General features: G+C 53.8%; 23 protein-coding genes. 8 read left to right on the forward strand and 15 right to left on the reverse strand.

The window, feature by feature from the left end; genetic code table 11:
• Positions 1 to 94: 94 nt before the first annotated feature.
• From AC1Z3F_RS08600 to AC1Z3F_RS08635, 8 genes are all read right to left on the reverse strand, one after another.
• On the reverse strand, positions 95 to 1,693 hold the full coding sequence (locus tag AC1Z3F_RS08600; RefSeq protein WP_483565546.1) for a glycoside hydrolase family 32 protein: 1,599 nt from the start codon (positions 1,691 to 1,693) through the stop codon (positions 95 to 97).
• A complete protein-coding gene (locus AC1Z3F_RS08605) occupies positions 1,690 to 2,637 on the reverse strand; it encodes an ABC transporter ATP-binding protein (protein WP_483565547.1) in 948 nt (315 codons plus the stop codon). The genes AC1Z3F_RS08600 and AC1Z3F_RS08605 overlap by 4 nt, the downstream gene beginning before the upstream one ends.
• Positions 2,634 to 3,551: an ABC transporter ATP-binding protein gene (locus AC1Z3F_RS08610; protein ID WP_262199645.1), complete on the reverse strand. Its 918-nt coding sequence runs from the start codon at positions 3,549 to 3,551 to the stop codon at positions 2,634 to 2,636. Before AC1Z3F_RS08610 ends, AC1Z3F_RS08605 begins: the two co-directional genes overlap by 4 nt.
• On the reverse strand, positions 3,548 to 4,522 hold the full coding sequence (locus AC1Z3F_RS08615) for an ABC transporter permease (protein ID WP_483565548.1): 975 nt from the start codon (positions 4,520 to 4,522) through the stop codon (positions 3,548 to 3,550). Before AC1Z3F_RS08615 ends, AC1Z3F_RS08610 begins: the two co-directional genes overlap by 4 nt.
• 5 nt (positions 4,523 to 4,527) lie before the next feature.
• Entirely contained in the window at positions 4,528 to 5,505 is a 978-nt protein-coding gene (locus AC1Z3F_RS08620; protein WP_483565549.1) for an ABC transporter permease, read from the reverse strand.
• A gap of 73 nt (positions 5,506 to 5,578) precedes the next feature.
• A complete protein-coding gene (locus AC1Z3F_RS08625) occupies positions 5,579 to 7,255 on the reverse strand; it encodes an ABC transporter substrate-binding protein (RefSeq protein ID WP_483565550.1) in 1,677 nt (558 codons plus the stop codon).
• 44 nt (positions 7,256 to 7,299) lie between these two features.
• Positions 7,300 to 8,325: a LacI family DNA-binding transcriptional regulator gene (locus AC1Z3F_RS08630; protein ID WP_262199643.1), complete on the reverse strand. Its 1,026-nt coding sequence runs from the start codon at positions 8,323 to 8,325 to the stop codon at positions 7,300 to 7,302.
• Between the two features lie 404 nt (positions 8,326 to 8,729).
• Positions 8,730 to 9,758 (reverse strand): LacI family DNA-binding transcriptional regulator, encoded by a 1,029-nt coding sequence (locus AC1Z3F_RS08635; RefSeq protein ID WP_483565551.1) that lies wholly within the window; start codon positions 9,756 to 9,758, stop codon positions 8,730 to 8,732.
• Between the two features lie 122 nt (positions 9,759 to 9,880).
• Between AC1Z3F_RS08635 and AC1Z3F_RS08640 the strand changes: the two genes are divergently transcribed.
• From AC1Z3F_RS08640 to AC1Z3F_RS08665, 6 genes are all read left to right on the forward strand, one after another.
• Positions 9,881 to 11,353 (forward strand): glycoside hydrolase family 32 protein, encoded by a 1,473-nt coding sequence (locus tag AC1Z3F_RS08640; RefSeq protein WP_483565552.1) that lies wholly within the window; start codon positions 9,881 to 9,883, stop codon positions 11,351 to 11,353.
• Positions 11,350 to 12,255, forward strand: a complete 906-nt coding sequence (locus tag AC1Z3F_RS08645) for a carbohydrate kinase family protein (protein ID WP_483565553.1) — start codon at positions 11,350 to 11,352, stop codon at positions 12,253 to 12,255. Before AC1Z3F_RS08640 ends, AC1Z3F_RS08645 begins: the two co-directional genes overlap by 4 nt.
• A 38-nt stretch (positions 12,256 to 12,293) precedes the next feature.
• Complete coding sequence (locus tag AC1Z3F_RS08650; RefSeq protein ID WP_131088737.1) at positions 12,294 to 13,589, forward strand: MFS transporter; 1,296 nt, start codon at positions 12,294 to 12,296, stop codon at positions 13,587 to 13,589.
• Between the two features lie 852 nt (positions 13,590 to 14,441).
• Positions 14,442 to 15,446, forward strand: a complete 1,005-nt coding sequence (locus AC1Z3F_RS08655; protein ID WP_483565554.1) for a hypothetical protein — start codon at positions 14,442 to 14,444, stop codon at positions 15,444 to 15,446.
• Positions 15,447 to 15,577: 131 nt separating this feature from the next.
• Positions 15,578 to 16,459: an AbiJ-NTD4 domain-containing protein gene (locus AC1Z3F_RS08660; RefSeq protein ID WP_483565555.1), complete on the forward strand. Its 882-nt coding sequence runs from the start codon at positions 15,578 to 15,580 to the stop codon at positions 16,457 to 16,459.
• 663 nt (positions 16,460 to 17,122) lie between these two features.
• Positions 17,123 to 18,265 (forward strand): hypothetical protein, encoded by a 1,143-nt coding sequence (locus AC1Z3F_RS08665; RefSeq protein ID WP_483565556.1) that lies wholly within the window; start codon positions 17,123 to 17,125, stop codon positions 18,263 to 18,265.
• A 252-nt stretch (positions 18,266 to 18,517) separates the two neighbouring features.
• On the opposite strand, the gene AC1Z3F_RS08670 is transcribed toward AC1Z3F_RS08665, so the two are convergent.
• Positions 18,518 to 19,156, reverse strand: coding sequence for a hypothetical protein (locus AC1Z3F_RS08670; protein WP_483565557.1), 639 nt, complete (start codon positions 19,154 to 19,156; stop codon positions 18,518 to 18,520).
• Positions 19,157 to 19,289: 133 nt separating this feature from the next.
• Between AC1Z3F_RS08670 and AC1Z3F_RS08675 the strand changes: the two genes are divergently transcribed.
• The gene (locus AC1Z3F_RS08675; RefSeq protein ID WP_483565558.1) at positions 19,290 to 19,523 is read left to right on the forward strand and encodes a DUF2188 domain-containing protein; all 234 of its coding nucleotides are present in this window, start codon (positions 19,290 to 19,292) and stop codon (positions 19,521 to 19,523) included.
• A gap of 237 nt (positions 19,524 to 19,760) precedes the next feature.
• Positions 19,761 to 20,681 (forward strand): AbiTii domain-containing protein, encoded by a 921-nt coding sequence (locus AC1Z3F_RS08680; protein ID WP_483565559.1) that lies wholly within the window; start codon positions 19,761 to 19,763, stop codon positions 20,679 to 20,681.
• Positions 20,682 to 21,345: 664 nt separating this feature from the next.
• Here AC1Z3F_RS08680 and AC1Z3F_RS08685 read toward each other — a convergent pair.
• The 6 genes from AC1Z3F_RS08685 to AC1Z3F_RS08710 form a co-directional block, all read right to left on the reverse strand.
• Entirely contained in the window at positions 21,346 to 21,750 is a 405-nt protein-coding gene (locus tag AC1Z3F_RS08685) for a hypothetical protein (RefSeq protein ID WP_483565560.1), read from the reverse strand.
• 321 nt (positions 21,751 to 22,071) lie between these two features.
• Complete coding sequence (locus tag AC1Z3F_RS08690) at positions 22,072 to 22,428, reverse strand: hypothetical protein (RefSeq protein ID WP_483565561.1); 357 nt, start codon at positions 22,426 to 22,428, stop codon at positions 22,072 to 22,074.
• Positions 22,429 to 22,529: 101 nt separating this feature from the next.
• Positions 22,530 to 23,507 carry a LacI family DNA-binding transcriptional regulator gene (locus AC1Z3F_RS08695; protein WP_483565562.1) on the reverse strand — a complete coding sequence of 326 codons (978 nt, stop codon included), beginning with the start codon at positions 23,505 to 23,507 and terminating at the stop codon, positions 22,530 to 22,532.
• A 38-nt stretch (positions 23,508 to 23,545) separates the two neighbouring features.
• The gene (locus AC1Z3F_RS08700) at positions 23,546 to 24,427 is read right to left on the reverse strand and encodes a carbohydrate ABC transporter permease (RefSeq protein WP_483566947.1); all 882 of its coding nucleotides are present in this window, start codon (positions 24,425 to 24,427) and stop codon (positions 23,546 to 23,548) included.
• A 32-nt stretch (positions 24,428 to 24,459) separates the two neighbouring features.
• Positions 24,460 to 25,341 (reverse strand): carbohydrate ABC transporter permease, encoded by an 882-nt coding sequence (locus AC1Z3F_RS08705; RefSeq protein WP_483566948.1) that lies wholly within the window; start codon positions 25,339 to 25,341, stop codon positions 24,460 to 24,462.
• A 70-nt stretch (positions 25,342 to 25,411) separates the two neighbouring features.
• Complete coding sequence (locus AC1Z3F_RS08710) at positions 25,412 to 26,749, reverse strand: ABC transporter substrate-binding protein (protein WP_483565563.1); 1,338 nt, start codon at positions 26,747 to 26,749, stop codon at positions 25,412 to 25,414.
• Between the last annotated feature and the right edge of the window lie 35 nt (positions 26,750 to 26,784).

The following is a 26,784-nucleotide window of genomic DNA, read 5'->3' on the forward strand; positions in this document are numbered from 1 at the left end:
CCTCCAAGAATCAAAAGATTCTTGGAGGCATCCCTTTCTGTTCCCAGTCTTCGTCTCGTCATACTTCCCACGAGATGAATTCAAAGATCATTGGCTACGCGAAGCTCAGGTTGCGCACTTTGAGGTTCTTGTAGGTTGCCTTGCCGCCAGAAACAAAGAGTTTGATCCCTGAATCTGACGCTAGCGGGAACACCCGGTGTGAATGAACAATCCGTCCATCACCGAGGAAGACTTCAACGCTGGAACGGTCTACCAAGATTCGTACCTTTACGCGTCCGTTGGACACCTTGAGCGGACTCTTGGTTTCGCTCCTATCCCCTGGGTGGAAGCTCGGCTTGCGATTCACATAAGCGAATCCACCAGCCAAGTAGAGCCCAGTGGCAACGTGACGAGTCCCGGTCTTTGCCCGACACAATTCAAAGCCAACGTTTTCCGGTGGATTGGCTGGGTCCCAGTTCAATTCACAGGTCAGTTCGTAGGCGCTGCTGGAGAATTCCAGAACCTTTTCGCCAGATACTTTTGGGCTACCGAGGCTGACCGTAGGGCCCGCCAACTGATCCAGTTCTGCCACCGGGACTGAAGCGAGGTAGTATCCGCTCTTGCCGGCGATCATCCTTACTTCGCGGACAATCATGTCATCCCCGTTGTAACCATCGGTGGCCATGCTTGGTGCGTTATGCGGGTAATCCCAGAAGTTGTTCCAGCCAATGGCACGACGCAGTTCAGGGTTCTCGCTGCCGTCAGCGTGGTGATCTGGGTAGGTCACCGCTCCATAGAAGTCGAAGCCCCAGTCCAACCATTGCGGGTCATCTTCTGTTGTGGTGAAGCTTGTTCCATCAAACTTACCGAGCCAGTAGGCATAGGTAGCAGGCAAGTCTCGCGGCTTTCCATTGGCGCTGGTACCTAGCACCCAATGCTTGGTTCCATCAGAGGCCTGGATTTGGAACAGGTCTGGGCATTCAAGGATGCCCAGAGTTGTGCGCACAAATTCGCTGGTGCGTTTCCACTGCTTCAGATTTTCAGACACATAGATTCCCAGTCGGTCACCTTCAGCATTGAGCATGACCCACCGGGAAGACTCTTCATGCCAAATAACCTTGGGATCGCGGAAAGCTTCCTTGCCCGGATTTGCTAGTACTGGTTCGGTTCCACTTGGCTGGAAGGTTCGGCCTTTATCGGTGGAGTACCAGAGGTATTGTGCTTGCTTGCTATTAGGTGCCTGAGTAACCAAGGCAATGAGCGCATTCTTCCCATAACCAGCAGTGTTGTTCTCATCAATGACGATTGAGCCTGACCAGCAGTCACCGTTCTTGCTGGCGTGCTTGCTGATTGCGATACCTTGGTCAGCGAAATTCACGTGGTCTTTGGTAGTCGTCAATCGCCAGCTGGTACCCGTGCCACCAAGGATGTAGTCCTCGTTGTACAGGTAGTAATACAGATACTCGCCGTCCAAATAGATGGGACGTTGCGGATCGTTCTTCCAGTTATCAGGAACGCTGAAGTGGAAGCTGGGGCGGTAGCTCATGGCTGTGGTGGCTTTCGCTTTAGTTTCTGCCCGTGGTGCTGCCGGTGCAGCGTTGGCTACGCCTGTGCCGAGTCCGGTCAGGCCTAATGCGGTGGCCGAGGCAAGTGTGGCGACAATGCTTCGCCGGGACGGACCATCATTGCTCGCGTCTGTGGTTTTAGAGGTCAATTCATCTCGCTTTCCTCGGCCAGCACCCAGTGCTGGTTAGCTTCATCGATCATGTGTTTTTTGAGGTTGGCGCCGGTTGACCAGCGATGAATCTTTTCACGCAGGGCCGCACGCTTAGTTGCGTCCTGGGTGCTGTTACGGTCTGGGTTAGGCACGGCACCAACGAGTAACTGGGTGTAGGGATGTCTTGGGTTATCGAGCAGCTGCACCGACTCCCCCGACTCAACAATGCGCCCTTCATTCAGTACCGCGATACGGTCCGAAAGATAACGTGCAGACGCCAGATCATGGGTGACGTAGAGGATGCTGATTCCATGCTCATCGCGCAGCTTATGGAGCAGGTTCAGAACACCAATACGGACCGAAACATCCAACATCGAGGTCGGCTCATCAGCCAAGATGACACTTGGCTTAGCTGCCAACACACGTGCGATGGCGATACGCTGACGTTGCCCACCGGACAGCTCATGGGGGAAGGAAGAAAGCACCTCAGGGTTCAAACCCACAGTGCTCACCAACCTGGCCATTTCATTGCGCTTGGATCTGATCTCGGGTTGGTGCAAAGCCAACGCGCGTTCAAGGATGTGCTCAACTCGGAAGGTTGGGTTCAGCGAACCAAAGGGATCTTGGAAGACCATCTGGACATCGCTGCGGTACTTACGTGCCGCGGCTCCCTTGAGACCAGCAATCTCTTTGCCGTTGACCAGGACCTCACCGGAATCAGGAGTCTCAAGTAGCGCCAAGCAACGGGCTAGCGTCGATTTTCCTGAGCCAGACTCCCCTACCAGCGCAACAATTTCTCCGCGCTGAATCTCAAGATCAATATCCCTTAGCGCAGGAATCCTCTTTCGCTTGAGCAGTGAAGAGCTGCTGTAGGACTTGCTCATTGAGCGAATGTAAACGGCCGGACCGGTGGAGGTCTGAGGCGTTGCAGTTGAAGTCATGACAGTTCTCCTTGCGACAGCACTGGCTGATTAGTCGGAGACACCCAATGTCCCTGACTGATTTCTTCAAGGTCCTGAATGTCAGTAAATTTGGTTCCCTCTGCCAGACCGGTGAGTTTCACCCGTGGCCCATGAAGTGGAGGGAAAGCTCCGAGCAACGCTTGAGTGTATGGGTGACTTGAGTCGTCGCGCAGAACCTCTGATGGAGCCATTTCAACAATGCGACCGCCATACATGATGCCGATGCGGTTGGAGAGCTCAAGCATCAACGACATGTCATGGGTGATGAAGAGAATGGCGAATCCAAGCTCGGTTTGCAGTTCACGAATCTGCTCCAAGATTTCCTGCTGAACCACCACATCTAGTGCCGTGGTTGGTTCATCAAGGATTAATAACCGCGGGTTCAACGCACAGGCCATAGCAATGACGATGCGTTGGCGTTGTCCGCCGGAGAGCTGATGCGGGTAAGCGCGCAATCGAGCCGGATCAATGCGCACCATCTGCAGTAACTCTTTTGCGCGGTTCAGTGCCTCGGCACGGCTGCCACCGCGATGTGTACGAATCACGTCAACAAACTGCTCACCAATGCGAGTGACCGGGTTGAGCGAGTTCATGGCGGATTGGAACACCATAGCTACGTTGTTCCAACGCCATGCTCGCAAGGATGCTTCGTCCATGCCCAGCACGTCTTTGCCATCAAAGAGAATCTTGCCGTTGGTGATGCGTGCCGGATCCTTGAGTAGTCTCATGATCGAGTTGGCGATAGTGGACTTGCCACAGCCGGACTCGCCAGCCAAACCAAAGATTTCACCTGAGTTGATGGTGAAGCTGACTCGGTCCGCTCCACGTACAGCGCGTTCATCACTCACGTATTCAACGGTCAGGTCCTGGACTTCCAATACCGGGACGCTCATTTTTCTTCCTTTCGCACCACGGTGGTTGCCGCGGTGCTCTTTGTTGCATGCTTTGGTCGGCGCAGGCGTGGGTTGGTGATTTCATCAACTGCGTAGTTGCACAGCGCCAAGGCGAAGGCAACCAATGCGATGGCCAGACCCGACGGCACAAAGATCCACCATTGACCCAGCATCAGCGAGCCATCACTGGTGGCCCAAAACAGGTTGGTACCCCACGAAATTGTGTTCACGTCCCCTAGACCCAGGAATTCAAGGCCAGCCTGGGCACCGATGGAACCGATGATGCAGCCCAGCAAGGTGGTCATAACCACCGATGCCATATTCGGAAGAATTTCGCGCACCATAATGCGCAGTGGGCGTTCGCCCGAGACCAGCGCTGCGGCGACGTAGTCTTTGCCTCGGATGGACATGGCTTGTGAGCGCATCACACGTGCACTGCCTGCCCAGCCGGTAATCACCAATACAACAATGACCGTTCCAAGACCTGGCGGCATGAAGGCTGCCAGGATCACTAGCAAAGGAAGGCCAGGAACCAACAGGAACACGTTGGTAACCAAGGACAGTACTTCGTCTAGGCCACGCCCAAAGTAGGCACCGCTCAAACCAACTAAGACGCCAACCACGGTAGAGAAGATGCCTGCGGCAAAGCCGACAAAGAGTGAGGAACGTGCGCCCCACAGTGTCAGCCCCAAAACATCCTGCCCCTTGGTGGTGGTACCCAACCAGTGCTGCAGACTTGGGGTGCTTGCACCCGCAGAGGTAATACGTGCTGGGTCGCCCGGGAAGAGCACCGGTGCCAGAAGCGCCAAGACGATGAAGACAACGATGATGCTCAGCCCGGCGACTGCTTTGCCGTTGCGTAGCAAGGTGCGCAACAGTCGGGTAGCGCTCACGCGGGCTCTGTTGGCTGCGCTTTCTTCAGTGGGCTCTTCAGCTATCAGGGTTTGGGGATCTGTGACATTCTGACTCATGATGTTCAGCCCTTCCGCACGCGAGGGTCTAGTCGGATGTAGACCAGGTCTACGAGGAAGTTTGCAATCAGCACTGCGGCGGTAATGGTCAAGAACATGCCCTGCATCAGTGGGTAGTCAAGGCCTTGAACTGCACCAAGTAGCTGGTAGCCAACACCTGGGTAGGCAAACACCACTTCGGTGAGCAGTGCGCCACCGACAATAAATCCAATACTCATGCCCATGCTGGTCACCGAAGGCAGCATCGCGTTGCGTGCTGCGTAGTTCAGCATGATGCGGTGTGGGCGAAGGCCCTTAGCCTCAGCCATCAAAATGTAATCTTCAGAGTTGGTGGCAATCATGGTGTTGCGCATTCCCAACATCCAACCGCCTAGCGAAACCAACACGATGGTCAGCGCTGGCAAGATCAGGTGGGCGGCTACGTCCAAGATGAATACAAGGTTGAAGCCGGGGACCAATCCTACGGAGAAGGCGTGGCGCATTGGAGCTACGCCCATGTTGATGCCAAAGATGTACAGCGCACCCATGGCCAGCCAGAAGTACGGGAATGAGCCGATGAAAACCAACAGTGGTGGTGCCACCGAGTCCAAGAATCCGCCACGACGCCAGGCAGCAAGGATGCCTAGTAGGTTGCCAAGGATCACCGCGATAATCAAAGACGTCAACCCAAGCAACAAGGTCCATGGCAACTGCGAGGCGATAACCTCAGAGACCGGTGTGGGGAAACGGGAAATCGACATCCCAAAGTCACCGGTGAGGATACGGCCAAGGTAGGCAAAGTATTCAGGGATGATTGGGCCGCCATCTACGCCCATCAAGGTGCGTAGTGCTTCGACCTGTTGAGGTTCGAGTCGTTGCTGCGAACGAGAAAGCATGCGGGTGACGGGGTCACCTGGCATCAGTCGTGGCAGCAGAAAGTTTAGGGTGATTGACGCCCAGAAGGCTAAAAGATAAAAGCCTAGGCGTCGTAAGAGGAAACTCATGGTGTGTGTCCTTGACTAAGGATCGCAACGTAGTGGGCGGATAGAATCCGCCCACTACGGAAGGGAATTGTTGCTAGTTCGCTGGCTCTAGGCTGGTGAGCACCAAGACAGTGGTTGGTGCGCGGTTGCTCAGAGTTGCGTAAGGGTTTTCTTCGGTTGGCCAACCAACGAAGTTCTCGGTGGTGTAGGCGCCCCACTCTGGGCCGGCAAATAGCGGTACTACTGGCGCCAGTTCGCTGTAGCGTGCCTGCAGGTCATTAACAATCTGCTTCTGTTCACCTTCATCGCTGGTAGCGACAAAGTTGTTCAGCAGCTCATCTGCCTTCTTGTCACTGAAGCGGTGGTAGTTATCAAAGGTCTGCTTGCCTACCGGCTTCACGTTCTGGCTACCCATGAGGTTCAGGTAGTACTGGTACGGGGTCGGTGCGTTTGCGGTCCAAACGATGCCGGTATCAAATTCACCGGTCTCATATCCTGCCGTGACCGAAGCCCAGTCAGGAGAATCAACGGTGGCCTTGACGCCCACGTCCTGGAGGTTCTGCGCAATGATGTTTGCTACTGACAGCCAGTCGGTTGAGCTTGAGCCCACCGAGATATCAAAAGCGAATGGCTTGCCACCTGGGGTGGTGCGCTGACCCTTAGCGTTTTCCTTGTAGCCAGCTTCATCAAGAAGCTTCTTGGCACCTTCAACATCGCGCTTGGTCCAGTCGCACTTCTCCACTACCGAGGCATCACGCCACTTGTCGTAGTTGCCGGAGAGACCGGTGCAGTCGGCAGGCTTGGCGTAGCCGGACATGCCAACCTTGGTAACCTGGTCGCGGTCAACAGCCATGCTCAGTGCTTTACGCACGCGAACATCCGAGAAATCCTTCTTGGTGGTGTTCAGCTGCCAGTTGATTTCTGAACCGGTGGTTGGGAACCAGAAGTGACGGTGCTCAGGATCCTTATCCACGTAGGTGGACTGGATATCTGGCATGTAGGTCTGGGTCCAGTCAACGTCACCGGAGATAGCGGCCAAGTTGGCGCCGTCGTTACCGGCGAAGGCCAGCATACGGATGCCGCCAAGCTTCTGCTTGTCTGCTTGCCAGTAGTTCGGGTTCTTTCCCAACTCGAAGGACTGTGCTTGGAAGTTGCCTACCTCGGTGTAAGGACCGGTGCCTACAGGCTTCGGGTTCTCTTCATTGCCTGGCTTCTTGAACTTGGACCAGATGTGGGCCGGGACAATAACCTGCTGGCCCAGTTCATAGAGGGCCGGGGTGTACGCCTTGCTGAAGATGAATTCTACGGTGGAATCATCCGGAGTCTTGATTGACTTCAGGTAGTCATATCCGCCAAGAATCTTCTTCTGCAGTTCTACCGAAAGCTTGACGTCCTTAGAAGTCAGCTTGGTACCATCAGAGAATTTAACGTCATCGCGAAGGTTGAAGGTCAGTGACTTTCCGTCTTTACCAACTACCCAATCGGTGGCTAGCCATGGCACAGTGTTGCCGCCTGCTGGGTTGTAAACCAGCATGGATTCATAGATGGACTGACCGGTCATTGGCGCAGCATTTGGTGAGAATGGGTTGAAGTTTCGGGAGAAAGTTCCCATATCTTCACGCGGAATGGTGAGGAACGCAGCGCTTGCAGATCCGTTGCTTCCTTCAGTTCCGCCAGGATTAGATGCGACGCATCCGCTCAAGGCGAGTGCACCGACTACGGCGGTTGTTGCCGCGGCGAGGTGCGCCCGGCGTAGGTATTTGATTATCATTGAAGTTCCTCATCCATTCATGTGATGTGTAGCGGAGGGGAAGCTCATCTTTGGCCGTGCAAGGCCACAGATGAACGAATGCGTGGAGGGCAGCCGATGGTAATTTGGCGATTCTCAATCGGTGAGCCCTCTACCATTTGGTTTAGTAGTGATACTCCAGCCAAGCCCATTTCTTCAAAGGGCAAAGCGATGGTTGTCAGTTTTGGTCGCATATGCGGAGCCAGAATTTCTTGATCATCAAAGCCGACGATTGAAATGTCTTCTCCCACACGCAAACCGAGTTCTTTGATTGCGTCATAGGCGCCCATGGCGATCCGGTCATTTCCGCAGAAAATTGCGGAGGGTGGATCAGGTTGGCTTAGTAACGTTTGTGTCCCGTGATATCCGCTGTCTGCCGTACCGTCACCGGGGACGATTTTTGAATCGTCTTGTTCTATCCCATGTTCACGCAGAGCCTGCTTCATACCGGTTTGGCGCCCGATTTGTGCAGGGATTCCTGTGGCAACGGTGATGTGCCCAATGTTGGTGTGTCCGGCGTTAGCGAGAATTTCAGCGGCGGCATAACCGCCTCCGATTTCATCCGGGACAATTGAGGGAAATTCTCCGTCAGCGTCAAAGCAATTAACCAGAACGCATGGAACTGCTCTTGCGTTGGCTGGCACTGTTATTTCTCGGTGCCAGGTGGTTGCAATGATCAGTCCGCCGACTTGTTGTTCAAGTAGCTTCTCCACCGCACGGTGATCCATTCCCGGTTCCGCGTCGCTTGGTGCAACGAGGAGAAAATTGCCGTCTTCCCATGCTGCCTGCTGTGCTCCTTTGATCACGTCAGTAGCAAAGGGAGAGGTGGCGATTTCGGTAACCAGACCGAACCATGAGCTGCGTTTGCTGGCCAGGGTCCGTGCGGCTGCGTTAGGGCGGTAGCCCAGGTCGCGTGCCGCCTGGTTGATTCTTTCTCTTGTGGATTCAGGGATGCTCGATTCCATCCGACCATTGAGTACAAATGACACCGTTGTTCGGCTGACTCCGGCCGCTTTGGCGACATCGGCCATGGTGACGGATTGCTGAGACATGTCCCCTCCTCCCCTTTGAGATCAGTGCGTTTCTTGCCGTGTAAACGATTTGCTAACACGATTCAGTAACGCGCGTTACTACGCTGAGAAATAAGGTAACCCACATCACTTATGAGTGTCAAGGCGGAAAGTTCGAATGGTCGGCATTTCCTTGATTCCTGCGGATTTGGGCGCACAAAGTCAGGAGATCACTGCTGGAAAACGCACCGCTTTGTGAAGCCAGCGCAGGTCAAAGGTCCACTGGACTTAACTGGAGGCAGGTAGAAGCAACTGGTCTAGGCCACAAAAGTCGCTTCGTTGCGCGGGCGAAGCTCCGCTTAATGACAGTAAAGGTACTAGTCAGAATTTGCGGGCAACGTAAGAAATTTCCTGATTCACTCGCAAGCTGCGTTGAGATGCTTGCGTCAGTTGCTCTTCATGGAGTCGCGCTCGATGAGCGGCATATCAATTTCATGCTCAACGGGTTCCAGCTTCCCGTCGAGAAGCAGTCCAACAGCCAGCGCTCCCATTTCTTCATACGGAAGACGGATTGAACTCAGCTGCGGGCGCAGGTAGGAAGCGATGATCTCATCATCAAAGGAAAGTACAGAGAGGTCCGTTCCCGGTGCCAGACCCTTTTCGGCGAGCGCTTGAAAGACGCCCATGGCCACACGGTCGTTGGCGCAGATAATGGCGTCTGGCTTATAGCCCTCGGCCAGCATTCGCGTGGTGGCCTCGTACCCATCCGTGGGGTTCCAGTCTTCCAGTACCCAGTGGCCAAGAACCTCTAGTTCTGATTCCACCAAGGCCTGACGCATGGATCCGAAACGTCGAGTGATGCTGGGATAGATCCGTGGATTTTTTTCGGCGTTTTTCAGTTCACCGATAACGGCAACGCTTTGAGCGCCGGATTCAATCACGCGCTGAACTGCTTTGGCGCCGGACTCCCTCTCATTGGGAAGCACCGAAGTACAAGGACTCTCGTCTATCCCGTTTACCAGAACGGTGGGAAGTTCAGTCTGAGGAATCTTCAAATCACGTTGACGAGAATCCATGAATCCAAGAATCAGTCCGTCAACATCTCGGTGAGTCATCTGCGTTATGGCTTCAGCCATTTGCTCGGGCTTGCCAAAGGTCTCAGCAATGAGCACCGTGTGGTCACGGCTTTCGGCTTCACGCAGGATGCCCGTAATCATTTCCGAGGCGAAACGGGTGACGGTAACTTGATCAGAAATGAATCCCAGCGTGCGTGTCTTGCCACTTCGCAGGGATTGAGCGGCAGCGTTGGGGCGGTAGCCCAACTCTGTTGCGACAGCGCGGACCCGTTCGGTGGCTTCGGCTGACAGTCGTGTTCCTGGTTTTTTGTTCAGGATCATGCTGACTGCAGCCTTGGACATTCCCGAGGCTTCTGCCACGTCAGCTAGTGTTACCCGCTTTGCTTTGTGTGTTTCCACGTTTCCTTCTTGCCACCGTTGACATGCAATTATTCGAGCCTAGCCTATTGCAGGGATCACATCACACTGCTAGAGTTTTGTGCTAAATGCATTTAGCACTCTCTTATTGAAGGATGGCAGCGTTGCCCGAAACCCAGCAGGTCGCGGTGAAGCGACCACAGCTACACTTCACAGCAAAGAAAAACTGGATCAATGATCCCAACGGTTTGTTCTTTGATGGAAAGCAATATCACCTGTACTTCCAGCACAACCCCAATGGTGTTGGCCATGGCAACATGTCCTGGGGACATGCAGTAAGCACTGACCTAGTGAACTGGGAAGAACTGCCTATTGCCATCCTGCATGGCGACGTTGCTGACATCTTCTCCGGCTCCATCGTGGTGGACCATGACAACACCAGTGGCTTCGGCGACGGAACCATCCCACCGGTTATTGCCATCTATACCGCAGCAGCCAAGGACGAGACCAACCAGTCCCAGGCCATTGCCTACTCGCTAGATGGTGGCGCAACTTTCACCAAGTACGCGCAGAACCCAGTCATTGACCGCGGTTCCAAAGACTTCCGCGACCCTAAGGTCTCCCGCTACGAATCTGCTGAAGGCTCCTACTGGGTCTTAGTAGCTGTAGAAGCGATTGAACGTCGCGTAGTGATTTACCGTTCCGAGAACCTGATTGATTGGACTGAGTTTTCCAGCTTCGGGCCAAAGGCAGCAGTCACTGGCATCTGGGAATGCCCGGACTTGTTCCAGCTTCCAGTTTCGGGAACTGACCAGCTCAAGTGGGTCCTTATTGTTTCACTGAACCCAGGCGGCATTGCTGGCGGTTCCGGTACCCAATACTTTGTTGGCGAATTTGACGGCACTACCTTCACCCCGGATCAAGACGTAGCCGCTGTAGAGGGACTGGACTTTGAAGCACTAAGCGCCGCCAAATGGTTGGACTTCGGCCGTGACTTCTACGCCGGCGTCAGCTTCCACGGACTGCCAGTTGATCAGCAGACTCTGATTGCTTGGATGAGCAACTGGGATTATGCCCGCGATCTTCCTAATGATGGATGGCGCGGTTCTATGAGTACCGCTCGCACCCTGGACTTGGTCAAGAACGCTGAAGATAACTTTGAGATCCGCCAGCAGATCCTTGGACTGCCAGTCACCGATGTTGTTTCTCAGCCAGTGACCGGCACAGAAACTCGCATTGAGTTGGGCTCCCCAGCTCTAGTTGAATTGCGCTTTGCAGGAAACGTCAGCGAATCAGCAAAGCTGTCCTTCCACCGTGCGGATGACAGCTTGATCAGTGAAATCACTGTTGACGCTGCGTTGCTGACGCATGAACGTACCGCAGGCTTGGTTGATCATGAACTCTACGCGTCAACGCAGCGCATGCCACTGCCAGCAGGGCTGGCTGAAATCACGGTCCAGGTTCTGCTAGATCACGGTTCCATTGAAATCCTTGCTGCAGATGGACTTCGCTCACTGACCGATCAGCTCACCGGTGAAGCTGCACCAGCCTATGGCGTACTGAAATTAGCCGGCGGAACCAATGCCTCTGTTGCAGTACTACCGCTGGAAGAGATTGAAGCAGGTACCAACGCATGAGCCTGATTACCGTTCTTGGTGAATCCCTTGTTGATGTTGTTGGCGAAACTGCACATCCAGGTGGATCTCCACTCAACGTTGCTGTTGGCCTGTCCCGTCTCGGGCGCAAGGTTCAGTTCCACACCGAATTTGGTCAGGACACCTATGGTGAGCAAATTGCTGAACATCTGAGCAATTCAGGTGTCCAGGTTGCACCGGGTTCAGTCACGGAACGTTCCACCTCGGTAGCTCAGGTAGAGATGGATGAGCACTCCAACGCTCATTACACTTTTGATATCCACCAGCAGATTCCTGCGGTGGACGCGGATACACAGACCACCTTGCTGCACACCGGCTCCATCGCCGCATGGATTGAACCATCCGGCCAGTGCATTGTGGACGCATTTGAAAATGCATCTGCAGATTCCTTGCGCAGCTATGACCCGAACCTACGTCCGGATCTTGTCGAAGACCGCGAAGCTGCACTAGAGCGTATTGAGCTGCTCATCAGCCTCAGCCACGTAGTGAAGCTCAGTGACGTGGATGGCCAGTGGCTTTACCCAGACTTAGAAGCGTGGGAAGTACTAGAACACGTAGCTAGCCTCGGCCCAGCCGTCGCTGTCATGACGCAGGGCGGAGACGGATGTCTGGCACTTGCTGCTGGCAAGCGCTACGACGTTGAGGCCTCCCCCACCAATCTCAAGGACACCATCGGTGCCGGAGATGCTTTTATGTCCGGACTACTCTATGGAGTACTTTCACTTCCTGATCTCGTCATGGCACTTCGTGACGGAACTGAACTGAAATCTGAAGACATTAAACAAGCTTTGCGTGGTGCACTTACTTCTGCTGCACTGACAGTGGCACAGGCCGGAGCAAATCCCCCATGGCTTGAAGACTTCACTAACGCACTCACTCACTAATTTCGCTTTACATGCACACGAAAGAAACCAGGGCAAAGATGGCTGGCTTTACAACATCTCTAAGAAATCCGACATACCTCCAAAGTTCCTTCTCGATGCTGTTGTTCTTTGCATCTTGGGGTATCTGGTGGTCCTTCTTCCAAATCTGGCTCACCAGCGAAACGACCGGTCTAGCACTGACCGGTGCACAGGTCGGTACCGTCTACTCAGTGAACTCGCTGGCCACCTTGGTCCTCATGTTTGCTTACGGAGCTATCCAGGACCGCCTGGGTGTTAAGAAGCATCTAGCCGTCGTGCTGGCTGCGGTGACCGCACTGGTTGGGCCATTCGTCACGTGGGTCTACCAGCCGCTACTGCAGAGCAACTTCATGACAGGTGTCATCCTTGGCGCCATTGTGCTCTCCATTGGCTTCCTTGCTGGTGTGGGTCTGTTTGAAGCTTTGACCGAACGCTACAGCCGTCGTTTCGGTTTTGAATACGGCCAGGCTCGCATGTGGGGGTCCTTCGGTTACGCCGTAGTTGCCTTGGCAGCCGGCTTCCTGTTCACCATCAACCCAATGCTGAACTTCTGGATTGGTTCCGTACTTGGACTGGTACACCTAGCTCTGTTGTTGTTTTCGCGTGCCAAGGGTGAGCCGGTACCTAAGCGTCCGGTCGAGGGAATTATGTCCCCTGCCTCCACGCCTTCCTTCCGTGAAATGCTTGGCCTGTTCCGTTTGCCTAGCCTGTGGCTGATCATCATCTTCGTGATGCTCTCATGGACTTTCTACACCGTCTTTGATCAGCAGATGTTCCCAGAGTTCTACACCGGACTCTTTGATGATCCTGCTACCGGTCAGCGCGTTTACGGAATCCTGAACTCAGTACAGGTCTTCTTTGAAGCTGCCATGCTCGGTATCGTTCCAATCATCATGCGCCGTGTAGGTGTACGTGCTTCCCTCCTCATGGGTGTCGCCATCATGTTCGTTCGCATCTTGGGCTGTGCCCTGGTGGATGATCCGCTGTTGGTCTCGGCCATCAAGATGCTGCACGCAATCGAAACTCCGCTGTTCATCCTGCCGGTGTTCCGTTACTTCACCTTGCACTTCAACCCAGCACTGTCAGCCACCCTGTACATGGTTGGCTTCCAGGTCTCGGCACAGATTGGTAACGTCGTTCTGTCCACCCCACTGGGCGCACTGCACGACCGCGTAGGCAACGAGCAGACTTTCATCACCATTGCCATTGTGGTGCTGCTAGCCGGCGTCTACGGATTCTTTGCACTGAAGAAGGATGATCAACAAGTTGATGGTGACCCGTTCCTGCGTCACTCAAAGACTGCGGTTGATGCGTAACTAGATATAGCGTGGAAACGGGTCCGGTTGCTGTCGAATTATCGACAGTAATCGGACCCACACTTGCATATTCGTGCATGCCAATAGCAGTAGTGTCCCAGTAACACACAGGGATCTAAAGCGTTGGGTTTAGGCGTTTACCGTTTGAATCCAGAAGAGCCCCTTAACTGGAGCCACGTAGGATCCAGCGAGCACCAAGCGTCACAAGATACACGCACCACAGAGTTCGAGGCGCGAGTTCTGTGCGTACCCGCCTTCGCTCGGTGAACCCTTAACCAGCGCACCACAGGAACCTGGCTTCAAGACGGTTAGAAACAGGATCCAGCGAGCACCAAGCGTCACAAGATACACGCACCAGATGGAGCACCACCCCTCGGTCGGTTAAAACCGAAAGAAGAGCAACGGGAGTACCCGAAATGTTCTGGACGAAGACGTACCGACTGGACTTCGCCAGCCCGTCACTGCGATTCAAGATGAATTGGACCCGCGAGGCCACACGCGCTCTTTGGTCTTTGCGATCCAAATAAGCCTAGCTCCCCGTCGGTATCCACCGGTCAGATGCGTCCGCGCACTGTGGATATTTCTTGAGGATCCGAACAGTTTTGGTTTGGTGCAGGGTTTGTCGGTGCTCGCTTAGCATGCGTAAGTCACGTCGGTTCGCCCATTGGCCTACGGTCCAATCGATGTAGCGGCCTTAGCCATAGTGGCCGTCGCCAGTAAGCGCACGGGCTTGTTGCAGCGCTAGCATGTCTTGTTCATTGAAGGTCTTAGCTATATAGATTAAGTATGCAATCTAGAAGACTGCCCAGCGGTCGCCCCACTCTTCGTCCTTGGGTGAGCGAAAACCCTGAGATGACTGCACTAGCAGAACGTCTATTCCAAGGTGTACTGCTTCGCTTGAAGGAAGCTAGAGCTCAAAGGGCTCTCTTCGAGAAGGGTTGGAGCGATTACCTCGCAACTACCCCATGGTCGTTCTCGCTCGAATCGGCGTCGGAGACAAGCCACTCCCTATTGGGCGTGGAGAAATCTCCAGTTCCCGATAAATTAGGACTACATTTTAGTATCTGGCTTCAGCAGTTACGTTCGTCGTTAGACAACGCACTTCATGCTTGCGTAGGGGCTAATCAAGGGACCGCAACGCCATCGAAATCAAATTTCATCGAGTTTCCCATTTTTGAGTCCCAGAGAAAATTCAAGGACTCTAAAACAATCAAGAACGCTGATCTAGAAGAAGGCCTCATCGACGTGCTTCGGGGTTTTCAACCCTTTATGTTGACACGGTTCAAGTCTTGTTCCCCTCCATGGCTTTCCGAGCCTGTAGAAGACGCGCAGTTATCTCCGCTCTATTGGTTGAACGAGCTAGCGCGGAAGGACCGGCATCGAATGATGCATGTTGGTGTTGGATCGATTATCGTTCCACGAAATATCCGCCTAATCGGAGGCGCAGAACACACCATTACTTATAGGCACCCAGAAGATGCGATCTTTGCTGGTTCCACTTGTTTAATGAGGTTTGAGACTACCTCGCCACTACGCTACCGCAAGCTGAAGTTTCGTCAGAAAATGGAACTTTTACCGGATATTGCTGGCTGGATGAATGCACAGTCACTGGTCTACTCCGCCAGTGCGTACTCGGAGGAAGTCGGGCATGCAACAATACGCGTCTCACTCAAACAAAGGATGAAAAACGTTGAAAGTCTGGTTGAGGAAATTTGTCGACGCTTAGGATCCATGGCAAACCTCCCACCTGAATTCCTCGCCATGTCAGACTTCGCAGACTACAGCCGCCGATACAACAGCAGGGACCATATCAACTCCACAGAAACTCAACGGCAACGCCGAATCAACGGCCTCTGACCTTGAATAATAATTCTTGTCCAGCTTTCCTTCGCAGGCAACGTCCACTACAAACCGATAGATGGCTAAGGCGCTTAACCTGTGGCAGAGTCTCCAATGCTGCATGGCGCCCGGCGATATATTGTGATTCTATGACTACATTCGCCGAACGCATGGGCTTCCGCCAAGCACGCAAATTGATCCAAAAAGACGAACTTGATGAGCAAACGAGAATAGCTTTGTGGAACGATGTCGTTGTCCTCAAAGAAGTATTCGATGAGATTATCAACAGACGATATTCTTCAGATGAAACCGAAGACAGGTTACTCGAGTCAGTTTGGGCCAACTTCTACAACAGAGCGTCTGACGAAAAACCCCACAATACCCATGTATGGGCAGCCATAAAAAGTACGATCATTGACGACAATTGGTATGACAGCCTGAGCATCATCGAATTTCTCATGGAACGGCTAGAGCTACGCTCAAGCGAATCGTTTCAAAATATACACACCTCTGCAATTGAGGCTATCAATCGCACATTTGAGAAAAACCTAGTCGGCTATCGTTTCATCGATACTCACATCACACCTATCGATACCGATGCAGAACTGGATGCCATACAGTCTGCCCTTGACGAAACCGACCATCTCGCTGGGGTACGCCACTCTCTGCAGCGAGCAGTCGAACTTTTTGCCGACCGCAAGCAGCCGGACTACCCAAATTCAATCAAGGAATCCATCTCAGCTGTAGAAGCGATCGTCAAGAAGATCACCGGTAAGGGAACCTTGGGCGAGGGGATTAAGAAACTTGAATCTTCAGGGCTCAAAATCCATCCAGCACTCAAAGATGCCTGGCTAAAGATGTATGGATGGACTTCAGACGCTGATGGGATTCGTCATGCTGGCATCGAAGCTGCTGACGCGAATCAGGCATTGGCAAAGTACGCGCTCATTTCATGCTCAGCGTTCATCTCGTACTTACTTGATGAAGGGCAAAAAGCCGGATTACTCGATACCGTGGACTCGCCAGCATAGATAACAGCGGGAATCTCTTTGAGTAGAGCATCTTGAATCTCAACGCCCTAAGCCTGGCACAGCGCTAGTAGCAAGTTGAGCAGTGGATTCATCGGTGTTCCTAGCTTTGACTCGCCTTTTTCACACTTTTGGAATGACGGGCACAGTTCAAAATCGGATTCCATAAGTTAAACTCGACCGGTGCTGAGTACGGGTAGCGGGTACCGCTACCCGTATTTATCAGGATTGGGCAACATCGAGGTCACTCGAAAAAGGTTGTGTAGTAACTTCCATTCTTCTGTGCAGAATAGCGCTTGAAGGTACTTCTGTTCTTGCAAGCCGGGGTGAAATCTCGTTACTTCGTAGACACTGAAACTCATCACATCGTAGACAGTGGAACTCAAGGCTTTCACACATTTCTTAGGAACAGAAGAACCATTTCGCGCTATTCCCTGTCTGTCAGGGTTGAGGTGCGGCCGCCCTGCTCCGAACTCAAAGTAGGACGCACGGAACCAGCGAACGGTCATGCATCTCAACACGGCAGAAGGGCTCGGTGCCTTGGAGACTGCGAGGACGGCCGCTTGTCAAAAGCACCTATCGCCGGCATAGGTCGAAGATAGTCACATTCCCAATCTGGCCGTCACCTACGAATCCTAGGTCGGGAATTGAGCGATGATGAGCAGTATGAGCAATCAAATGAGTTGTTGGAGTCGCGGTCGCGGGCTAAGTCGCCTTCTTGCGCGGGAGACGAACATTTCGGACCTTATTCAGTACCTTAGTGACCGAGACCCTTCTCCATGGATCGACCTCGTCGGTTTCATTCCCGAAGAGGTCAAACGTGAGGGATCCAAGAGCGAGAACTACGCGGATTTAGTGTTGATATCCGGGTCTAACAGCGCCGCGATCGAAGTAAAGCTCGGCCATTCAATGAGTGAAGAGCAACAGTCTGCCTATGAAGCCCAACAAGGCCGAGCCGCCTATCTCGCAGCACTTAGCTTCGATGAAGGACGCCTCTCGAAAACTGACAGGGAGGTGTGGGGGTTCCTTAATTTAAGCAATCTTTTTGGCAAGTGGGAACATTCCAAAGACGAACTCGCACGGCTCCTTGCGAGCGAGGCAGCCACCGTCCTGCGCGGCTGGGACGACATGATTTCAGGCGTCTTCGAACCACCGACGTCAAGTCAATTGGTTCCCCTGACCGCTCTCGACGAAAAGTTCCTGGCTAGAGTGGTCACCCGCAGGATCGCTCTCGACCTGAGCGCGGCCGGCAGATGGGCCAAGGCCGGAGTCACCAGTGGTGGCGGCCTACCGATAATACAGGCTTGGACGCCGATCCGTGGCGAGACCATAGACCGAGCCTTTATTGCTGAGATCCGATGGAATAGCAATCGGCTCCGCGGGGAGCTGCGGTTCGGCGTTGACTTCGATCCTCGACCTCAACAATCCGAGGACGAGGAAGTACGCAGAGCCGCGTACGATCTCGCCCACAATATGGACGCAGTCATCACCTGTAACTCACTCGAAGATCATCTCGCCGAACTCCATCCAGATCTTCTTGACCTCTTAGTGCGCCAAAGTGGAACAGGCCGCCCCGAGATCAAGGGTGATTGGGAAAGTGTCATCAAGCATGGCTTCAAAGATTCCCCTTTGAGCAACGGTAAGAAGAATAGCCGCAGGCAGACTACGCCAGGATTTTACGGTGATGGAACCCTTCGATTCGAGGCAACCGTTGACGTCGACTTTAAACACACCTCAGCGCGAGATCTAATAATTCTTCTCAATGCGACATTGGAGTATCTAAGTTCTAACCAGCCGACACCGGCTTAGAACGCTCGACGATGCGGTTCGAACCCACGTTGTGTGGCCCATTGAGCATGCCCTCGCGTCCCATTTAGCCTGTCGCACCTGTTACAGATACGAGACAGGCTTCTGAGGCGAAACAATTGGTGCGGTGACAAGGACCGGGTCCCGTCTCGCACAAGTGATGATTATGAGACGCTATCGTTCGGACAACGGCGAATCCTGCCGAGAGGACGTCATGTGCAATGGGCATCATCTCGCGCGCCACGTCGCCAACGACTATTCAGGACGTTCGATCTTGCCAAGTCCCTTTGATTCAGCAAATTCAAATAAGAAGACATGAGCAATATAAGCGAACTCTACGAGCCAGGCGTACGCTACCAGCTTCTCTCCTTCGCTTTTGAAACGTGGTGCGGTCTGGAAAGTGAATTCACTTCCGCCGCCTACCCTCATGCCAGCAAAGTGGCTGATTGAACTTGGGTGTGCATATTTGCTGAGCTGATCGTAAACCTGTCGGAAATGCTGGAAGCGTCCGCTGCGGTCCGCATAACTGGTAATTCGACCAACAGGCACTCCGCGGCCCTCAAGATCGTTCCAAAGCCGTTCAGCCTTATCCGGATGGTCTTTCAAGTAGAGCGCCGCCGCAGACTGTTCTAAATAGGCACGGAGCAAGGTGAACGCAGCGTGCGGGTTATTCGAGTTGATCGCACTGAATGCCGCTTCATGCAGCGACTGCGCACGCGCGGCCATTCCAACAACTATCAGATGATCCATCGTGAAACTGCCCTCGCGAATAACCGATCGTGCGACCATGAGCAATAATTCTCGTGCTTCCTCTGCGCGACGACGGCCAGTGGCCTCATCGGTAATGCCATTTCTTACCAGAAGGTCATCGTCCTTGTTCACCTGTGTTTCCATGCGGTCACTGTACTACGCCGCACACGAAAGCCCTCTTACCGCGCATGTCGCGATGTGCGCTGGTCAACGCAAAAGCCAAAGTGTCGGTACAGCCAATTAGCCTATGAGTACCTACAAGAAAGGAGTCGCCACTATGGCCGACTACGATGTTCGGTTCAACAAGAACACCGGCGATTGGGGTGCCAAACGCGCAGGAGCTTCCAAGGCCGCCGCACGTTTCGATACACAGGCTGCCGCGCACGACGCTGCACGGGGATTCGCCGAGCGAAGCGGAGGTGGAGAAGTCCGTGACCACCGCAAATCGAACAACACCATCAGGAACACCGATACGATCGGAAAGAAGGACCCTAACCCGCCCAAGGGATGATTCGCTTACTGCGAAGAAAGTTTTTATGACCCTTACGGCAATTCCTGCATCACTGAGCCACAGGCTTTCAGAAGAAGTCCCACTCCGACGCGCCTTCAAATGGAACCGAAGTCCATAGATGAAAGTTGTCCATAACCTTCCTGAAGTTTGTGAAACGGCGGTTGCGCGATTCGAATCGGAATCGCGGTTTCCCTGTCCAAGACCCGAATTGTCGTATTGGCCTGAGATACTTTCCTTATGACTCTGCTCGACGACGTGATTAGCCAGGCCTCCGATGGAGAGGCTACGGCCATGCTTCGCAAGCTCATGATCGTAGCCCACCGATTGCAGGCGTCTTCATTGCTTAGGTGGGTGAAGAATGAGCTAAATGGCTACACATCGAAAGATGATCTACCGTCCTACCGGGGGCCGAAGCGCGTCGCTGTCCAGGCGGTTATCTCAGGACCGATGGGCCAAACAGGGAGGAACACTCTCAGTTCTGTTGGCGTGCCCGATGGATTTGAGCAATTATTCTCGATCTCATTTTTCGAACCATTGGCTGGTATTCAGTCAATGGCGGAAACCACGGATAGTATCGGCATGCCGTGGGATCCTGCAGCGGTCGGCCTGTATAACGGTTGGATCGATGAGGGGAAAGTGCCCTTCATAGAATTCTGGGGCGTATACAGTGCGACTAAATCGATTTCTCCGTCCACTGTCCAAGGCATCGTGGATATCGTACGTACGAAGGCTTTAGAGCTGGCGCTGGATCTCCAGGCAGAATTCCCTGATGCTGGTGAAGTCGGTGGGCCGACGACCAATGAGCCGGCAGTCCAAGAGGCCGTGACGCACATTACCAATAACATCTACGGCCCCGTGAACGGATTTGCACAAGGAAATAAGATCCGGCAGAACGTGAAGGTCAAGACCGGAGATCTAGCCGGCGCGCTACTAGCCGCAAAGACTTTCTTATCCGACGAAGCGATTACTGAGTTTTCGAGAATACTTACCGACCCGAACAGTGAAGATGAGAAGCGCAGCAAGCTGGGTCAATTCGTGCAAGGCATAAAATCTGGGACGTTCGCCGTTTCCAGCGGTGTAGCTAGCAACATCGCTGCTGAAGGTGTTATGGAGCTAGCCAATCAATTCTTTGGCTGGGCCTCCGGCGTAGTCGGATAGATTTCTGCTGTCATAAACGGGGTCCGCAGCTTGGCAAAAGTGGTGTGCAGTCGTTACATTATTCCGATTTGCTACACCACGAAGTGGCCGAGATCTATAGGCCATAGCTGGGGGAAGAAACTTACGGGCGAGGGAACCCGAACATCATGCGCAGCCATGATGCCTAATCGCCGTATCTTGTAGGCACTAGCTTAGACCCGCCTCATCTACAAGCCTGCCAGACTCTCACTGCAAACCAACTCTCGATTCCCTACTCCGAGCAATCTTTTCCACAGTTTGCAGTGCGGAAGCGAAAACAGCCTCACGCGATCGTAAACTCGTGCTCATGAACTACAAACGATTCATAGGACCCGACGGGCTGGTAATTCGTGTCCCGGCAGACGAGGAATATCGGACTTGTGCCGAGCGCGGGGGCGACTGCGTCCCAGAGCACGCGGCTCTCGACGGTTCGGGAGTGCGCATCGCGTTCGTCTGCCCAGAGCATGGCGTGCATTCGGTCGTCGACCCTTTCGAAGACAAGCGCTATTCGGCCGGGGCAAAACTATTGCCCCGGGAGTCCGAGTTGAAGAACTCGAATGGTCACCGGGGCGTTACACGTACAGGTTACGCGAGCCGGGACCGAGGCTTCAAGTTCGACTGGATGAACAGGGCGCGACGCTAAGGCCTATCCATCTTGTGCCAGGCCTAGCTGTTCCCTCAGCTGGCGCGCCTCGCGTTCGATCTTCGCGAGCCTTGCTTCGGCCCGCTTCTTCTCCGCCTCTGGACGATCCTGCGACTCTTTCTTCGACTCACTCCTTGGCACCAACCAGCCGATCCTCTGGTAACCGGTGATACGCCGCGCGAATCGACACGTGCGACACTCCTGCTCGGGCTCCGGGCGGGGCCAGCACAGGTCGAGCATCTTGCGGACATGGTCGCGCTCAGCACGTTCCTCAGGCCACCCGGTGTGATCTTCGGCGGACCAACTCTCTTCAAGCTCGCTCCTCATTTCGGATGCGCGCTGCTCTGTGATCTGCTTCGGCCCGTCCTCAGGGTTCCAATCCTCGTCAGTTACGACGCTGTCGTACACGTGACCGCAGGAGAGGCGTACACGCCAGAAGGCAGAGGAACTCGGTTCTGGCCTCCGCAGTACCGCCCACGCCTCCGGGGTCGTATCATCCGGACATTCTTCAGGATCGGCAGGAAACTCCCTGATTCTCCGATCCATCCACTCGACGACGTCGCGATAGACCCTGCCGACGTCCCCGTGATCGTTCGAGCACCAGTACTCGCCCAATGGCAGAGCATCGCTGGCACTTAGCCCGGTCCACGGATGGGAGTCGGGGAAGACCTCTTTCCCGAGGGTGAAGAGCTCGCGGACACATCCGCACTCCAACTGAACCCTCCAGCGTTAGGCGTCTTCTACCTTCGGGACAAAGAAGAACCAGAACTCCGGCTTGTAGCGCTGTTTTTGCCCAATGGCCACCCCATGATGAGTGAAAGAAACTCCATCCTGAGTGGTTGCATGGTCCCAGTCCCCCGGGCCGTTATTCACATCAGAATGCAGGTAATACAGATGGTAAGCGCCGTTGACGAAAACCGGGCGTTGAGGATCACACAGCCATCCGGCCGGCGGAGTCATGTGATAAAAAGACCGCTGTGATGCTACGGCTTTTGCGGCTGTGGGCAGTGCTGTGGCCGAATAGAGTCCAAGGGCTCCAATGCCGGAAACCTGTAGCAAACTTCGGCGAGAAAATACGTGCGTCATTGCGCGTTCCTTTCTGCATCCGGTCTCCGCTTCGCTGCAGTACCGGTGAGGATCTTGATCTTTTGGGCTACGAAAAAGCCTGAGAATATTTGGTGGTTTAGTCAGAGAGACTGACGACGAATTGTTGGGCAATTGATCAAGTACGTCTGATCATCTCGTTCTGGCTCAAGCCCTAGGAGAACTCGAATGCCTGCGGCGCCAAGTTCATAGTGGGGCAAGGCAATAGTGGACAGCGTCGGACGTAAATGGGCAGCAATGACTTCTTGATTATCAAAACCAACAACGGCAATGTCATCAGGTATGCGTAGGCCGCGTTCCCGTAGCCCGTCATATAGGCCCATGGCCACTCGGTCATTGTGGCAAAACACTGCGCTCACACCGCTGTCAATAATTGCCGCCGTGACCTCGTACCCGCCTTCCTGCTCTGGAGCTGCAGGAAATACCAGATCCTCGTCGAAGCTCAGACCTGCAGCTTCAAGCGCACCTCGGTAGCCGGCCAAACGGCCAGTTAATGCTGGTGAAGCAGTTGTCGTATTGATGAACGCAATCCTTTCATGACCAGCGACAATCAGTTCCTCGGTGGCGGATCTACCGCCCTGCACTTCATCTGGCACCACTGCCGGTAGTCCGCTGCCAGTGGAGAAGCAATCAACCAGGACTGTATCTGTTTGGAGAAGTGACGATGGCACTTCGATTTCACGGTGGTACCAAGTGGAATACAAGATCCCCCGTACCTGGTGTTCAAGCATCATTGCGATGGCATCCTGCTCAGCGGCTTGGTTGCCATCGGTGTTGGCGACCAATAGAACGTATCCGTGTTTCCACGCTTCATCTTGAGCACCGTGGATGATCTGGCCTGCGAAAGGTGTGGTTGCAATTGCGTCCGCAACCAGTCCAATGAATCGTGAAGATCCTACCGAGAGGTTCTTGGCTAACGCGTTGGTACGGTAGCCCAACTTGGCAACGGCGTCATGGACGCGTTGTTTGGTTTCTTCACCAATCCGCGCTCCAGGCTTGTCATTGACTACGTGGGATACGGTGGCCACCGAAACACCTGCTTCCCGTGCGATATCTCGCATGGTGACCGGTGAATTTTGTCTAGGTTGTCTTACTTGGCTCATCCCTTGGTGGCCCCACTCTCTAGTCCCTGAATCATTGCCTTGTTCAGGACTAGGAATACCAGCAGTAGTGGTGTCACCGAGATGCATACGGCCGCGAACGTCGCTGTCCAGTCTGTATTTCCCATAGCACCAATATAGTTCTGCAATCCCAGAGGAATGGTCTTCAGCCCATCGGAGAGCACAAAGGTATTAGCGAAGATGAAGTCATTCCAAATGAAAATACTGTTCACCAGAATCACCGTGACGATGGTATTCAAAGACAGCGGGAAGGTGATCTGAGTAAAGATCCGATAGGGCCCTGCACCATCCAAGGACGCCGCCTCGTAGGTCTCGCGGGGAATGAATCCGTAGAACGAGGAGAACAGATAGATGGCCATCGGCAATGAGAACGCTGCCAGCGGAATGATCATTGACAGGTGCGTATCGAGTAATCCAATTTTGGAGTAGTCAATGAACAATGGCACCAAAGCGATCTGCACCGGAACAATAATGCCCAGCAAGAACAGTGCACGGACCACCGAGCTAAAGCGGAAGCCTAGAACCTGCAACGCGAAGGCTGCCATCATTCCTGCAACAACAATCAGCGCGCTAGAGCCAAGGGTAACTATCAGGCTGTTGACGATGTTCAGTCCCAGATTTCCGGTCGCAAATGCGCGCGAATAGTTATCTAGGGTGAACTCAGAAGGCAACGCAAATGGGTTGCCACCAGCAAAGTCGGCCGTGGTGCGGAAGCTGGTCAAGAACAGCCACAGCAGCGGGTACACCTGAACTATCACTATCAGCACAACGGTCACTATCAGTAAGGTCCGGTGCACGCTGCCTCGTGGCCGTTTGGCCTTTGGTGCTGCTGGTGGCTTCTCAGCTATCGGTGTAGTCATGGGCTTTTCCGTTTCAATCTGAACAGTAGTGCTCACGATTCGTCCTTACGTCGCAGGAGGAGGTAGATCAGGCCAACAGCTACCAAGCACTCGATCACAATGAATACGGAGATCGCGCTGGCGTAACCGTAGTCTGTGTGAACAAACGCTGTTTTGTACATGTAGGTTGTCAGCAGTTCCGAAGATTGACCGGGCCCGCCGTTGGTCAAGAGATAAGGAATGTCAAAGCCACGCAGTGCAAAAGTGGTGGCCATGATTGTGGTGGTGATCCAGACTGGGCGAATGTGTGGGAAACGGATGTTCCAGAAGACTTGCCACCAGGACGCCCCATCCAAGCGGGCGGCTTCCTCAAGTTCTCGTGGCACTGAGATCAACGCTGCGTAGATGATCAGCATGTACAGGCCGGTGTACCTCCACCCCTCAGGGATGGACACTGCAGCAAGTACTGTCTGCACATTTGAGAGCCATGCAGTTTGTAGGTCCCCCAACCCAACCCATTGCAATACCTGGTTGAGCATGCCAATAGGTTCAAGTGAGTAGACCCGCAGGAACAAGAAGGCAATGGCCACGGTGGAGATGACCGCGGGCAGCAGGTACAGCGTCTTTACGAGTTCCCGCGCGCGAGGCAACGCGGTGAGCAAGCTTGAGACAACTAGTGCTCCGCCTAATTGCAGGACCAAACAGATGACCAGATAACCCAGCGCATTGGCGAACGCCGTCCAAAACACGTCATCACGCGTAAGCATCTTCACGTAGTTATCTAGGCCGACAAACCTCATGTCGGTGATGCCATCCCACTTATAGAAGCTGAGGACCAGCGACTGAACGATGGGAAGTAGGACCGCGACACCATAAATGATCAACGGTGGCACTAAGAAAACAGCAACAGATAATGCTGAGCGGCGCGGAAGCATGGACTGAACAGCTTTGCGGCGTTGACGAGGCGGACGTGCGCGCCTATTCACAATGGCCGTTTGTGTATTGCTAGCCACCGACGTTCTCCTTCAAAGTTGCGTCCATAGTGGTCACGAACTTATCAGCGGTGATGTCCCCCTGGACAAGCAGAGTCAGTTCCTGCTGCAGGCGAGTATTTGTTGCCGGGTCCAGTTGGGTATCCCAAGGCATCGCGATGTTGCTGCCCACGTCATTGGCCTGCTTGATGGCACGGTCATAGAGCTTCGTGGCCTTCTTTGGGACGGTGGTCTTTGCACCCGTAGTTGGTGAGAGAGCACCGGTGGAAGCGTAGAGCTCTGGGTAACGTTCCAGTGCAAAGGCCAGGAAGTCTCGAACCAGAGGATCATAGGTCTGGGCATTTACTGCCATGCCAATACCTGAAGGGGTAACGTACTCGTTTTCTGCGGTCGCTGAACCATCAATGGTAGGCAAGGTGAAGTAGTCAACATCCTCGCGTACTCCAGCGTCTAAGGTTTCGGTGGCCAGGTTGCTCAGCTCCCAGGTACCGGTGTTGTAGACAGCTGCCTTACCGGAGGTAAAGAGTGCTTGCGCATCGGCGTAACCGGTGGATGAGAAGCCCTTCTGGAAGCAACCTGCTTCACCTAGTGACTGCAACCATTCTGCCGCAGCCTTTCCTTCTGGGTCAGAGAACTTTGCCTCACCGGTCTTCAGCTTCTGCACGTATTCAGGGCCAGTCATGCGGAACGGGTAATAGGACATGTACCGTTCCAACGGCCACTGATCCTGACCATCCAGTGCAATCGGGGTGACGCCCTTTGCTTTCAGAGCCTTACACATGGCAGGGAAATCATCGAGGGACTTAGGAGCTTCAATGCCAGCGGATTTGAAGATGTCTTTGTTGAACCAGAAGAATTCAAGCTGGAATTCAAAAGGAACCATGTACAAGGACCCGTCATCAAACCGCTGGTAGTTCAGCGCAGCTTCACGATACTCATCATTTAGTCCAAGGTCTTTCAGCAGAAGATCAACGTCAACCATCCGGTCTTGGCCAGCCAGCTTTTGGGCGAAAGGCGTTGCATCAGTGTCAAAGAGTTCAGGAAGCTTGTTAGCCGCGGCCAGAGTCTCATACTTCTGAATGTAGGAAGGCCTATCTGGTGTGGTGATGAGGTTCAACGAGAATCCAGGATGATCTTTCGCGTATTCATCAGCAATTTGTTCCATAGTCTTGATCACCCCACCATCCGCTGGTCGGGAAAGCAGCCACGAAATTTCGCGGGCTTCGATTTCTCCGGTGGGATTGATGTCGGTGGGATCAGCTCCTGCGGAGCTTCCTCCACAGCTGGATAGTGCTAGGGCAGCGGCGGCGAGGATTGGTAGAAACTTTGTTGTGCGGTGTGTTCTGGTCATGGCTCAGTTCTCCGTTGAAGTGAAGGTGCATCAAG

The organism is Glutamicibacter sp. MOO4, from assembly GCF_056934395.1.